Origin of the sequence: Nonomuraea mangrovi, assembly GCF_042681425.1 — a bacterium.
Taxonomy (GTDB): domain Bacteria; phylum Actinomycetota; class Actinomycetes; order Streptosporangiales; family Streptosporangiaceae; genus Nonomuraea; species Nonomuraea mangrovi.
Map to the genome: position 1 here is coordinate 40851 of NZ_JBHUFV010000096.1, position 12486 is coordinate 53336.

The 12486-nt window shown below is 68.5% G+C and carries 10 protein-coding genes; 5 read left to right on the forward strand and 5 right to left on the reverse strand.

Annotated features, from left to right (window positions below):
• Nucleotides 1-45 precede the first annotated feature (45 nt).
• The 4 genes from ACFSKW_RS50735 to ACFSKW_RS50750 are packed head-to-tail and all read right to left on the reverse strand — an operon-like array spanning nt 46 to nt 4372.
• Nucleotides 46-1260 (reverse strand): alpha-L-fucosidase, encoded by a 1215-nt coding sequence (locus tag ACFSKW_RS50735; RefSeq protein WP_379582344.1) that lies wholly within the window; start codon nt 1258-1260, stop codon nt 46-48.
• A 6-nt stretch (nt 1261-1266) separates the two neighbouring features.
• Nucleotides 1267-2133: a carbohydrate ABC transporter permease gene (locus ACFSKW_RS50740; RefSeq protein WP_379582346.1), complete on the reverse strand. Its 867-nt coding sequence runs from the start codon at nt 2131-2133 to the stop codon at nt 1267-1269.
• A complete protein-coding gene (locus ACFSKW_RS50745) occupies nt 2130-3059 on the reverse strand; it encodes a carbohydrate ABC transporter permease (RefSeq protein WP_379582348.1) in 930 nt (309 codons plus the stop codon). Before ACFSKW_RS50745 ends, ACFSKW_RS50740 begins: the two co-directional genes overlap by 4 nt.
• Nucleotides 3056-4372 (reverse strand): sugar ABC transporter substrate-binding protein, encoded by a 1317-nt coding sequence (locus tag ACFSKW_RS50750; protein WP_379582350.1) that lies wholly within the window; start codon nt 4370-4372, stop codon nt 3056-3058. The genes ACFSKW_RS50745 and ACFSKW_RS50750 overlap by 4 nt, the downstream gene beginning before the upstream one ends.
• Nucleotides 4373-4527: 155 nt before the next feature.
• On the opposite strand from ACFSKW_RS50750, the gene ACFSKW_RS50755 reads away from it, so the two are divergent.
• The 3 genes from ACFSKW_RS50755 (at nt 4528) to ACFSKW_RS50765 (ending at nt 7794) form a co-directional block, all read left to right on the forward strand.
• Nucleotides 4528-5508 carry a hydroxyacid dehydrogenase gene (locus ACFSKW_RS50755; RefSeq protein WP_379582352.1) on the forward strand — a complete coding sequence of 327 codons (981 nt, stop codon included), beginning with the start codon at nt 4528-4530 and terminating at the stop codon, nt 5506-5508.
• 5 nt (nt 5509-5513) lie between these two features.
• Complete coding sequence (locus tag ACFSKW_RS50760) at nt 5514-6326, forward strand: AraC family transcriptional regulator (protein WP_379582458.1); 813 nt, start codon at nt 5514-5516, stop codon at nt 6324-6326.
• Between the two features lie 67 nt (nt 6327-6393).
• On the forward strand, nt 6394-7794 hold the full coding sequence (locus tag ACFSKW_RS50765; protein WP_379582354.1) for a polysaccharide lyase 6 family protein: 1401 nt from the start codon (nt 6394-6396) through the stop codon (nt 7792-7794).
• 340 nt (nt 7795-8134) lie between these two features.
• Here the strand turns inward: ACFSKW_RS50765 and ACFSKW_RS50770 are convergent, their stop codons facing one another.
• Nucleotides 8135-9406 carry a hypothetical protein gene (locus tag ACFSKW_RS50770; protein WP_379582356.1) on the reverse strand — a complete coding sequence of 424 codons (1272 nt, stop codon included), beginning with the start codon at nt 9404-9406 and terminating at the stop codon, nt 8135-8137.
• 691 nt (nt 9407-10097) lie between these two features.
• Between ACFSKW_RS50770 and ACFSKW_RS50775 the strand changes: the two genes are divergently transcribed.
• Together ACFSKW_RS50775 and ACFSKW_RS50780 are read left to right on the forward strand one after the other, a co-directional pair.
• On the forward strand, nt 10098-11183 hold the full coding sequence (locus tag ACFSKW_RS50775; protein WP_379582358.1) for a cytochrome P450: 1086 nt from the start codon (nt 10098-10100) through the stop codon (nt 11181-11183).
• Entirely contained in the window at nt 11171-12421 is a 1251-nt protein-coding gene (locus ACFSKW_RS50780; RefSeq protein WP_379582360.1) for a condensation domain-containing protein, read from the forward strand. Before ACFSKW_RS50775 ends, ACFSKW_RS50780 begins: the two co-directional genes overlap by 13 nt.
• Nucleotides 12422-12486 lie beyond the last annotated feature (65 nt).

The following is a 12486-nucleotide window of genomic DNA, read 5'->3' on the forward strand; positions in this document are numbered from 1 at the left end:
ACGAGCGTGACGCGGGGTCGAGGAACGTAGGAATTTTCCTACACATTACTCCAGGAAGAGCTCGACGACGGGCACCAGGACCTCGGGGCGTTGCACCGGCAGTTCCAGCGTGAGCGTGCCAGGTGCCTGGCCACCCATCCGGGTGTTCTGGGCCTGCTGGTCCGGGTCGGTGCTGACGAGCCTGATCTCCGAGGCGTCGTTGAGCAACTGCGCGTAGCGCACCTTGCCCGCCAGCCCCGGCAGGTGCACGTGGCGCAGCGGCCAGCTGAACAGGTGCAGGTAGAGCCGGTCGCCGCGGCGGGTGTAGCGGCAGTCGGCCGGGGCGGGATACTCCGCCGGGCCGCACCCGCGGATGGAGCGCTCGTGCAACTCCATCCAGCCGCCGATCCGGGCCAGCAACGCGGTGGCGCGCGGGTCGATGCGCCCGCGCCCGTCAGGACCGACGTTGAGCAGCAGGTTGCCACCCTTGGACACCCCGTCGACCAGCATCTTCACCAGCAGGTCGGCGCTCTTGTAGTCGAGGTTGTCGCGGTCGTAGCCCCAGCTGCCGTTCAGCGTCTGGCAGGCCTCCCAGGGGCTGGGCATGGGCGCGGAGGGCTGGTACTGCTCGGGGGTGACGAAGTCGCCGGGAATCCCGAGGCGGTCGTTGACGAGGATGTCAGGTTGCAACTCGCGCACCATCGCCAGCAGTTCCTTCGAGCCCCAGTCCTCGGGACCCTTTCCGCCCCACCATTCGCTCCGGCCGGAGTAGGAGAAGTCGAAGAAGAGATAGTCGACCGTTCCATAACGGGTCAGGAGTTCCCTGACCTGGCCGTGCAGGTATCGCCGATATACCGAAATATCACGTTCGGGAAGGGGCTGGACATCGCGCAGCGGGTGGGTTCCGTCCACGGGGAACTCCGGGTGATGCCAGTCGATCAGCGAATGGTAGAAACCCACCTTCAACCCCTCGGCGCGGCACGCCGCCACGAACGGTTCGACCAGGTCACGGGGCGCCTTGTAGTCCGTCAGGTCGCTGTCCCACAGGCAGAATCCGTCGTGGTGCTTGGTGGTCAGCACGGCGTAACGCATGCCCGCCGCCCTGGCGGTCCGCGCCCACGCGGCGGGGTCGTACAGGTCCGGCGAGAAATGGTCGACGTAGGGCTGGTACTGCGCGTCGGTCAGTTTCTCGCGCGTCTTCACCCACTCGTGCCGAGCCGCCAGCGAGTACGGACCCCAATGCACGAACATTCCAAAACGATCATTGACGAACCAGTTCATGAAAAATCATCCCTTGAGGGCGCCCGACGACAATCCATGCACGAACGAGCGCTGGAAGAACAGGAACACGATCACCGACGGCAGCAGCGCCAGCAACGAGGCCGCCATCACCACACCGGGCGTGACGATCGGGTCGATCCGCAGCGTGCGCAGCGCCAGCGGCAGCGTGTAGGTCGAAGAATCGTCGGCCACCAGCATCGGCAGCAGGTACTGGTCCCAGATCATGGTGAACCCGAACACCCCGATGACGCCCAGCGCCGGACGGCACATCGGCAGGATGATCTGGGCGAAGATCCGCAGCTCCCCCGCCCCGTCGATCCGCGCCGCCTCCTCCAACTCGCGTGGCACGTCCCGCATGAACTCCGTCATGACCAGGATGGAGAACGCCCACGCGCCCACCGGCACGATGATCCCGGCCAGCGTGCCGATCAGGTTGATGTGCAGCACCGGCAGATCCGACAGGATCAGCGACAGCGGGATCGCCAGGATCTCCTCCGGCAGCATGAGCGTGGCCAGGATCGCCACGAACACGATCGTCATGAACGTGAAACGCTTGCGGGCCAGCGCGTAGGAGGCCAGCGTCGAGACGACCACCTGCAGCAGCAGCCCGAACCCGACCACGAAGAAGGAGTTCAGCAGGTACTTCAGCACCCCGTGGTCGACGGCGACCGCGAAGTTGTCCAGCGTCGGGCGCGAGGGCACGACGCTGAGCTGCGTCGGATCGGAGACGTGGTTGAACGCGCTGACGAGCAGCGCCAGCAGCGGCCCGGCGAACACCACCAGGACCAGCGCGTGGACGACGAGTCTGAGCAGCCGCGCCTGCGGCGTCCTGCTCTCCTTGAGCCCGAGTGCGGTCTCGCTGGCCGCGCTCATTCCCTCTCCCTCCGCCTGAGGACGGACACGACGACGGTCAGCAGCAGCGTGGCCAGGAACAGCAGCACCGCCCCCGCGGAGGCCACGCCCAGCCGGTTCTGCTCCAGGCCCAGCTTGGTGATCAGGGTCATGACGACCTCGGTCGAACCGTTCGGCCCGCCGTTGGTCAGCAGGTAGACCTCGGTGAAGACGCGCAGGCCGCGGATGGCCGCCAGGATGAAAAGGATCGAGAACACTGAGCGCAGCCCCGGCAGCGTCACGTGCAGCAGCCGCCGCCACCGCGATGCGCCGTCGACGATCGCGGCCTCGTACAGGTCCCTGTTCACCCCCGCCAGCCCGGCCAGGAAGATCATCATGTCGTACGGCGCGCCCCGCCAGATCCCGGTGGCGATGACCGAGGCCATCGAGGTGTGCGGGTCGTTGATGAACCCGGAGGGCTCGAGCCCGACCAGGCCGAGCAGCGAGTTCAGCATGCCGTCGCCGGTCGGGTGGTACATGATCCGCCACAGCTCGGCGATGACCGCCATCGGCACCACGACCGGCAGGAACGCCGCCGACCTGATGAAGCTCAGCCTGCGGCTGCGCCCCTCCATCAGCAGCGCGAGCACCAGCCCGAGCAGCATCGAGCCCGCCGTCTGAAACACCGCGAGCAGCACGGTGTGCCAGGCGGCCTGCTGGAAGCCGTCGGAGGTGACGACCTTGACGTAGTTGTCCTGCCCCACCCACTGGTTGCCGAGGAAGGGCTGCACGTTCTGGAAGGACATCACCAGGGCGTTGCCCATGGGGATGAACTTGAAGTACAGGAACAGGACGAGCGCGGGGGCAAGGAACAGCCACGGAACCCACCAGCGCCCGCTCCGGCCGCTCACGGGCTCCCGCGTGGCCGGGGCGGCCGGAGCGGCCGGTTCGACCTCCACCGCCGTCATGACGCGGCGACGCCCTGCTCGGCCAGGATCCCGGCGAGCTTGGCGTCCAGCTTCTGGAGCTCACCCTTCAGGTCCAGGCCGCAGTCGGCGACCAGGGCGTTGACGGTGTCGGCGGCGGCCTGCCGTACAGGGGTCCAGTTGGGGATCGACGGCGGGTAGTGGCCCGAGCTCTGGTAGACGTCGGCGTAGGTCTTCCACCTGGGGTCGGGGCGGACCTGGCTGATGTCGACGGTCTTGTTGACGGGCAGTTGCACGATGTAGGCGGTGTCGCCCTCCATGCCGATCTTCTGGCCCTCGGCGGAGATGGCGTAGGAGGCGAAGGCGTCCTGGCCCGCGTTGTTGGGCGAGCCCGCCATCAGGTAGATCGCGCCGCCCTCGGCGAGCACGTCGGCGTTCTTGGCGCCCTGGGGCATGGGCACGACCTCGTACTTGTCCTTGCCGAGCGACTTGTCGTAGCGGGGCATCAGGTAGGGGCCGACGACGTACATGCCGGTCTTGCCCGACTCGAACGTCTCGTTCGTCGGCGGGGTGTCCATGGTGACGGCGCCCGGCTGGATGACCTTGTCCTTGCACGCCAGGTCGCGTAACCACTGCGTGGCCGCGATCGACTCGGGGGTGGACATGGCGGGCTTGAACCTGCCGCCGCCCGCGGCGGCGACGAAGTCACCGCCGCCCGCCCACAGGAAGTTGGAGAAGTACCAGGAGGCGTAGCCGCGCTTGGTCGACAGGGGCGCGGCCAGCCCGTAGGTGTCGTTCTGGCCGTTGCCGTCGGGGTCCTTCTCGGTGAACGCCTTGGCCAGGGCCGCCAGATCCGCCCAGCTCTGCGGCGGCTTCAACCCCAGCTTCTCCCGCCAGTCCTTGCGGATCAGCAGCGCTGTGGCCTGCGCGGAGTACGGCACGCCGTACTGCTTGCCGTCCACGCCCTTGCCGGAGGCGAGCGCACGCTCGGACAGGTCCTTGGCCCCGGCGAGCTTGGTGAGGTCGATCTCCCGGAGCAAACCCTGGCTCTGCATCGTTCCCAGCTGGGCGACGTCGTTCATGACGATGTCGGGCAGGTCCTTCTGGGCGGCCCGCTGCTGCATCTTCGTCTCGAAGTCGTCGAAGATCGCGGTCACCTTGACCTTGTGGCCGGTCGCCTTCTCGAACGCGGCGGCCAGCTTGAGCGTGCCCTGCTCGCCGGGCCCGCCCGGCGTGGTCCTGGTCCAGAGCTCGAGCGTAGCCTTGGCGTCCTGCTCGACGTTGGTTCCGGCTGTGCCTGACGAACACGCTGTGAGCACCACCAGGCACGCCAGCATTGTGGAGGCGGTTCGCATATGTGGACGGCTCCCTCTACTTGGCAAGCGATTTCCCGGAAGGTAGCGGTGATCGCGCTCCCCGGTCAATGCTCCGATGACTAAACCATCACCGATAAAACTGTTCCGTCATACGACATCATGCTTCCCCAGACATCCGATGAAATGAGGAAGAGATGATCAAGGCACTGCTGGTGATGGAGGAGCGCAGGCGGGCCGACGTCTACCCCGCGCACGTCCTGGAAAGGCTGGCTGACCTGGTCGAATGGCAGGCTCCCGCGATGACGCGCGAGCGGCTGGCAGCCGATCCCCGCGTGCTGTCGGAGGTGGAGATCCTGCTGTCCGGCTGGGGCGCGCCGGTGCTCGACGCCGGGCTGCTCGGTCACGCTCCGCGCCTGCGCGCGGTGCTTGTGGCGGCAGGCTCGGTACGCCCGCTGACCACGCCGGACTTCTGGGCGCGGGGCATCCCGATCGTGTCGGCCGCCTCGGCCAACGCGATCCCGGTGGCGGAGTTCACGCTGGCCCAGATCCTGCTGGCGCTCAAGCAGTTCCACCGGATCTCCCGCGAGATCAAGGAGCTGGGCCGCTACCCGGACGAGGTGTGCGCAGCCGGGGCCTACCGGTCACGGGTGGGGCTGCTCGGCCTGGGCGAGATCGGCCGCCTGGTCGCCTCCCACCTGCGCGCCTTCGACCTGGAGGTGGTCGCCTACGACCCGCACGCCCCCGCCGGGCTGGGCATCCCGCTCCTCCCGCTGGCCGAGCTGTTCGAGACCTGCGAGGTCGTCAGCGTGCACGCCCCGCTGCTGCCGGAGACCACGGGCTTGGTCGACGGCCCGCTGGTGGCACGGCTCGGCGCGGGCGCGACGCTGATCAACACCGCCCGCGGCGCCGTCCTCGACGAGCCGTCCGTGGTCGAGGTCCTGCGCGGGCGGCCCGACCTCACCGCGGTCCTCGACGTCACCTGGCCCGAGCCGCCGGAGCCGAGATCCCCGCTGTACGGCCTGCCCAACGTGGCCCTGACCCCGCACCTGGCCGGGGCGATGGGCGCCGAACGGGGCAGGATGGGCGAGCTGGTGCTGGCCGAGGTCGCCCGCCTGTCCGCGGGCGAACCGCTGCGGCACGCGGTGAACCCGGCGCTGGCGAGCCTGCGGGCGTGACGGCGATGGACCCGGCACTCAGGGAGCACCTGCGGCGGCTCGACCTCGACCTGCTCATGGCCGGGCACGCCGATCCCGTCCCCGCCGGCTGGGGGCGGGAGGCGCGGACCGACGGCTACAACCGGATCTACCTCATCCTCGACGGGGTGGGTTCGATCACCCTGGACGGCGTGGAGTACCTGCCGCGGCCAGGCCAGCTCTACTTCCTGCCCGCCGGGTCCGCGCTGGCCTTCTCCAGCTCCAAGGAGCGCCCGTTGCGCAAGTACTGGGCGAACTTCACCGCCACCGTGGCCGGGCGCGAGCTGGCCTCGCTGGTCGCGCTCCCCCGGGTGGTGGAGGTGGAGGATCCGCCCGCCGTACGGGAGATGTTCACCAGGCTGCTGGCGGCGGGCAGGGGCGCGACGCAGGTGACAGGGCCGCTGCGGCAGCGGGCGGTGCTCATGGAGCTGACGGCCTACCTGGTGGACCACGCGCCGCTGGGTTCGTTGCGGCCGCTCAGCCAGGGGCCAGGGCGGATCCTGGAGTACATCGACGCGCACCTGGCCGAGGTGCTGACGGTCGGGCGGCTGGCGGAGGTCTTCCACTACAACCCGACCTACTTCATCACCTACTTCGCCCAGCTCTTCGGGGTCTCCCCCAACCAGTACATCCGGCAGCTGCGGGTCGAACGGGTCAAGCAGGCGCTGATCCACACCGAGCAGAGGATTGAGGAGATCGCCGGGGCGGTGGGCTGGGAGGCCGCCTACCTGTCACGGGTCTTCCGCCAGGTGACCTCGCTGACGCCCACGCAGTACCGGGCCTTGCACCGGGCCTCCTGAGGATCGTCCTAGGAGTGCCCGAGTTTTGCCCATGCCCAAGGGAATACGCTTTCCCTACGTTGCCGGTATGAACCGATTGGCAGCCCTTGTCGCGGCGGCGTTCCTGCTGCTGCCCGCCGTGCCCGCCCTCGCCTCGGCGGACGAGGAGCGGCTCGTCTCGAACCAGGCCGAGTTGAACGCGGCGATCGGGACGGCAGGCACCATCGTCATGGCCGACGGCACCTGGCAGGACACCGTCATCGACCTGCGCGCCCCAGGACCCCTCACGCTCAGGGCGCAGACGCCAGGCAAGGTGCTGCTCACCGGCAGGTCGGCGCTGTCGCTCAACAGCCCCGACCTGACCGTGAGCGGCCTGACCTTCACCTCCGGCCAGGCGCCCGACGGCGCGGCCTCGGTCATCTCCTTCAACAGCGACCGCGGCAGGGTCACCGACACCGCCGTGGTCGACTTCAACCCCGCCGACCCGGCCACGCCGTACTACTGGGTCTACTTCAAGGGCGGGCACAACCGGCTCGACCACAGCCTGCTCAAGGGCAAGGCCCACCAGGAGCCGCTGGTCGGCAACGACCGGGGCCCGGCGGCCGCCTACAACAGGGTCGACCACACCCGCTTCGCCGACGTCCCCAACCTCGGCCGCAACGGCATGGAGGCGCTGCGCATCTGGGGCTACGGCCAGTGGGCGGAGGAGGGCGCCGAGGAGGGCGCGTACTTCACCATCGACAACAACCTCTTCGAGCACGTCGACGGCGACGACGAGATCATCTCGCTGAAGTCGAACCACAACACGGTCCGCAACAACACGATCAGACAGTCCAGCGGCGGCCTGGTGCTGCGCTACGGCAACTACAACACGGTGGAGAGCAACGCCATCATCGGCGACCGTTACCCGGCCAGCGAGGGAATCCGCGTCAGCGGCGACCACCACGTGGTGCGCGGCAACCACGTGCGGGGCGTCTCCGGCTACGGGCTCAAGGTCACCAGCGGGGAGCACCTGTTCGACGAGAACCACAAGCTCGACTACCTGACGCCGGACTTCGTCCCGCAGCCGAACCCGCTCACGCCCTATGGCTACCTGTTCCACTACGGGCAGGTGACCGACAGCGCGTTCACCGGCAACGTGTTCGCCGACAACGCCAAGAGCGACATCCACATCGGCTGGTTCTACAAGAACCACTGGCCCGGCTACCAGATGGTGCTGCTGCCCGAGCGCAACACCTTCACCGGCAACCTCAGCTACAAGCCCAAGGGCGGCGTGGCCGTGACCACCTCGGGGCAGGACACGGCGCCGCCGCTGGCGAAGTTCTCCTTCCAGCCGAACACCTTCCGCGGCAACGTCGTCTACGGGGGAACGCTCGACGTCAACCCGCCCAACAGCACCAAGGGCATCGTGGTCGTCCCCTCCCGCGACCGGACCCCGCCCGCCCCGCCGCGGACGGAGGAGACCGGCCCGTCCTGGCAGGCAGGCTAGCTCCGGATGACGCTGTAGTCGTAGCGGCACGGGAGCGGGCGTTCGGCCCGCCCCCGTCCCCTGCCGGGCCGGGTCTCCGGCGCCCAGAATCAGCGTCACGTCGACGATGTTGGATCCGATCAGGACCGCCCGCATGCTTGCGGCGGCACATGGGCCGAGGCTTCAGCGCCGGGCCACCGTACGATCGTGGGGACCGCATTGGCGCGCGACCCGATGTCGGCTCGCTGACCTGGGGTGATGCGGTTCGAGAGACCGGACAGAACGATTCTGTCCGGTCAGCGGCTCAGCCAGGCCCGTCCATGCCGCATTCTGGTGGCGTCCTTGTCCGGCCGATCAGGCCTTAGCCGGGACGGAAGGTTGAGGAGGTGGGGAACGCGGTGTCCGTGCAGCCGCGGCGGGCGACGACGTCGGTGACGTAGGCGCGGAACACCTTCTCCAACGCGGACCTCATCAGCTTGTCGTAGCCGTAGGCGACGGTCATCGTGTGGATCTGGGGTTTGCCTTCGCAGCGGGACGAGGCCCACCAGACCGATGTCTCACCGCGGCCTGCCTTGCCCGGTTCCGCGACGACCGGAGGCTCACCGTGGGTCGCTTTGAGGTGGACCCTCTTCGCCCTCTCTCCGGAGTAGGTGTGAAGGGAGACGAACCAATCGCCCGGATCGGAGGGGCGGGACAGGTCGTCGAGCTCCGCGGCGTCGGACCGCCAGAGACCGTTCGCGCGGATGCTGCTGAGCACGAGGCCACAGCGCTCGAACCACAGCTTGTCGTCGATCCGGCTTTCGAGGACCTGGTCCGGAAGCTGCTTGTGGCGTGCGAAGCCGGCCTTGCGATACCAGGCGCAGGTGCCGTCCGCGCCGGCGGCCGGAGTGGGGCCTGGCGTCAAGGCCGGGATGTCCTCGGGTGGATCGGGCAGGCGCTCGGCGCAGCCCAGGCGTTCGGCCAGGTTGTTGGCGGTGATCACGGCGATCTCGGCGAGCGTGTCGCGGTCGTGCGAGGTTAGCTGCCCGTTGTCGGTGAACGGCGGGCCAGGATCCTTCAGCGAGGCCCATGCCCACAGCGCCGTGATCGGCTGGCCGTTTGACATGCCCCGCGCGCACGGGAGGTCGACGCTGACACCCGAGGCCGTGACTGTGCCGGATATGCCGCCGCCGAGCGGTTCGTATGGATAGGTGGGGTTGCGCCTGTCGACAAGATTGTCCCCCGGGGTCTCGGGAATCACCGGTTCGTTCGAAGGCAGGACTCCCACCACGCCCTTGAAGAAGGACCACGGCTCGCCAGTGCGGTATTCCGCCCCCGCCTCGGTGCTGAGGAGCTCGCAGTACTGAGGCAGGCCGGCGTCGAGCTCGATCGTCCATTTGTCGGCCGTCCGGTGAGAGATGGTGCCGCCCGCAGGGGACAGCGCGAGTACCCGCCCGGCCGGCACGAGCCCCGCGCAGGCCTCATCGATCTGCTGTCGGCCCTTCCAGTTCTGCCACAGCAGCGTGCCGCTCCAACCGATCGTCGCCACGGCGACCAGACACAGCAGGACGTTGACAGACCTGCGGACATTGCCTGTGACAGCTCTCTCGACCTCATCGACGGCGTGCAGCAGTGGCGGAAGGTTCAGCGCCACACGTTCACCATCCACCTCATCCGCCGGGAAAGGACCCAGTTCTGGTCGGCGAACTGCTCGGCCCACCGCGCCCTCGGCGCGATCCTCAAGATCCTAACGACCGCTGATCAGGCGCGGCCCGTTTCTGCCGTATGCAGGTGCCACCCCTATGGGGTGATCTTCCGGCGTTCTGGGTGGCGTCGATTGATCGGACCGCGTATCCACTGCTGCCCGATCGGCCGGAGAAGGCCGGCGCGGTGGCGGAACATCCGGCGTTTCCGCTGGGTGCCAGAGCCAGGACCAACGGCCACCTACCTGGAGAACCTCATGGCCGTTGACAGCCGGACCGGTCGGGGGCGGGGGTCGCGGAAGCCGTACGTTGTCCAGAGCCTTTCATCTGATCATGATGGTGACCGTCTCTCCTGCGCAAGAGGGCGCGATCGCCAGGGCCCGGCGGCCACCACGCCCACCGATCGCCGGTGAAGGTGAAAGGGGGCGGGATCCCGGAGGGAGAAATTCCGACCCTCGACTAGCCGGGCGCGACCCGACATGCTCGGGCGGCATGGAGGTGCCCCACAGGGCGGCGAAATCCCCGCCTTTGCGTCCTTTCGACCCGGATCATCCATCGACCGCGGCCGACCCTTATCCGGGGTATCGGTTGTTGCGGGAACAGGACCCCATATGCCACCTACCGGACCATGATCTGTGGCTGGTGACCAGGCATGCCGACGTCGTCGAAGTGCTGAGCGATCCGGGCCGCTTCTCATCGCAGCTGGGCATGGGCGCGGTCCCCCGCGTGCACGCTCCTCGATCGGTGGACTATCGGATTGGAGCCCCAGGGGTTCGGGTCCTGATCGCGACCGACCCGCCCGAACATACGAGACTGCGGCGCGCGGTGTTCGCTCCCTTTTCGCGCTCGGCGGTCACCAGGCTGACGCCAAGGATCGAGGAGATCGCGAGGGGGTTGGTGGCTGGGCTGCTGGCGAACGCCGAGGACGGGACAGCCGATGTCTACCGCGACCTCGCCGCCCCACTGCCCGTGCTCGTCCTGGCGGAGTTGCTCGGCGTGTCCGCTGAGGTACGCGATGAGTTCATGGAATGGGCCGCTGTGATCACGGACGATCTCGACATGATCGGCTCCCCCGAGTTCCGCCTGGGACGTGGCTACGACATGTTCCGCTATTTCTACTCGGAGATTCGCCGCCGCAAGCAGGAACCGGGTGACGATCTGCTCAGCGCCGTGGCCGCGACCGACGCGGCCGGGTTGTCCAACCACGAAGTGCTGGCGTTCTGCGCCTTCCTGCTGGTCGCAGGGGTGGAAACGACGGCCAATCTGTTCACCAACATCATCGATATCCTGTTCCGTCACCCCGAGGTGCTGCAACGCCTCTGGGCAGCACCAGAGCTCGCCGAGGCGGTGGTGGAGGAGTCGTTGCGCTACGACACCTCGGTGCAGGGACTGTGGCGTGCCCCTGTGGCCGAGGATCGGCTGGGTGGGGTCGCGCTTCCCGCCGGCGGCAGGCTCCTGGTGCTGTTCGGCTCTGCCAACCGCGACGACGAAGTCTTCGCGGACGCGGCCACGTTCGATCTCGAGCGCTCGCCGAACCCGCACCTCGCGTTCGGTTACGGGCACCACCGCTGCCTGGGGGCGGGGCTGGCCAAGGCGGAGCTGGTGGTCGCGCTCAAGGCGCTGATCGAGGCGACCGGTGGCATCATGCCCAGGGGACGGCCAGTGCGCAGAAACAGCCTGGTCCTGCGCGGGTTCACCACCCAGCCGGTGACGGTATGGCCGAGGTGAGACAGATCCCCGCCTCGGTGGCTCAGCGCCTGCTGTGGGTGTTGGAGCAGTTCAGGGGCCGGGAAGGCGCCGCGAACTGTCCGATCGTGCTCCGCCTGCGTGGACGGCTCGACGAGGAGCGCCTCAGCGACGGGTTGTCGGCGCTGACCGCGCGGCACGAGAGCTTGCGTACGACCCTCGCAGGGAGAGGCGCCCGGCTGACCCAGCTCGTGCACGAGCCTCAACCGGTGCGGTTGTGCCGCAGGGACATCACCTCGGACGACCCCGATCGCGGCATGGATGAGGCGATCGCGGATGAAGTGCGTCTGCCGGTGGACGCCGGCCGATGGCCCGCGCGCGTCACGCTCTTCAGGCTCGCCGACGACGACCACTGCCTGTGCGTCAACCTGCACCATGCGGTGACGGACGGCAGCTCGTGCGGGCTCATCGTCCGCGACCTGCAGGCACTCACCGGCGGCGGTCCACCGCTCCCCAAGGTGCGCTGGCAGTACGCCCGGTTCTGCCAGTGGCAGGAGGAGTGGCTGGCCGGTCCCGAGATGCGCGAGGACCGGACGTACTGGACGAACCACCTCGAAGGCGCCCGGGTCCCGCAGCTCCCGTTGCGGGAGGCGGCGCCCGGGTCATGGGTCAGCGCCAGCGTTACCGGCACGATCGACGCGGTCACGGTCTCAGCCCTGGAGCAGATCGCCCGCCCCCGCCACACGACCCTCGCCTCGGCCCTGCTCGCCATCTACTACCTGGTCCTGCGCGAGCACACGGGCGATGACGACCTGGCGGTCGCCTCGTTCCTGGCCAACCGGACCCGCACCGAACTGCGGGACACCGTGGGGCTGCTGGCGAACATGACCGTGCTGCGCACACGGGTCGAGCCCGGCGACGACTTCGGCGAGGTGCTGCGCCGTACTCACGCCACGGCGATGGACGCGTTCGTGCACCAGCGACTCCCCTACCAGCTCCTGCGGGGCGACACGCTGGCCGAGCCAGGGCGACGGCCGGACGACGTCATGTTCCAGGTCGTGCCCGAACTGCCGGGGAACCTGCGCGTGGCCGGGACAGACGCCGAGATCGTCGTCATCGACCGGCTCGCCAGCCGATTCGAGTGCGAGTTCCAAATATATCCGCAGCACGGCGAGCAGCGGGTGGTGCTCTGCTACAACCGCGCCCGGCTCGACGACGACCTGGCGGCCCGGCTGGTCGGCGACTACCTCGCCATGGCCAAGACCGTCGCCTCGCGATGATGCCCAATGGCGGATTGTCCGCAGTTGACCGGGCGAGTAGCCCCAGTTGTTGCCGTGACCTGCAT

Excerpts from the sequence above, each read along its gene's own strand:
- ACFSKW_RS50735 (WP_379582344.1), bottom strand. The coding sequence starts at position 1,260 with ATGAACTGGTTCGTCAATGATCGTTTTGGAATGTTCGTGCATTGGGGT.
- ACFSKW_RS50740 (WP_379582346.1), bottom strand. The coding sequence starts at position 2,133 with ATGAGCGCGGCCAGCGAGACCGCACTCGGGCTCAAGGAGAGCAGGACG.
- ACFSKW_RS50745 (WP_379582348.1), bottom strand. The coding sequence starts at position 3,059 with ATGACGGCGGTGGAGGTCGAACCGGCCGCTCCGGCCGCCCCGGCCACG.
- ACFSKW_RS50750 (WP_379582350.1), bottom strand. The coding sequence starts at position 4,372 with ATGCGAACCGCCTCCACAATGCTGGCGTGCCTGGTGGTGCTCACAGCG.
- ACFSKW_RS50755 (WP_379582352.1), top strand. The coding sequence starts at position 4,528 with ATGATCAAGGCACTGCTGGTGATGGAGGAGCGCAGGCGGGCCGACGTC.
- ACFSKW_RS50760 (WP_379582458.1), top strand. The coding sequence starts at position 5,514 with ATGGACCCGGCACTCAGGGAGCACCTGCGGCGGCTCGACCTCGACCTG.
- ACFSKW_RS50765 (WP_379582354.1), top strand. The coding sequence starts at position 6,394 with ATGAACCGATTGGCAGCCCTTGTCGCGGCGGCGTTCCTGCTGCTGCCC.
- ACFSKW_RS50780 (WP_379582360.1), top strand. The coding sequence starts at position 11,171 with ATGGCCGAGGTGAGACAGATCCCCGCCTCGGTGGCTCAGCGCCTGCTG.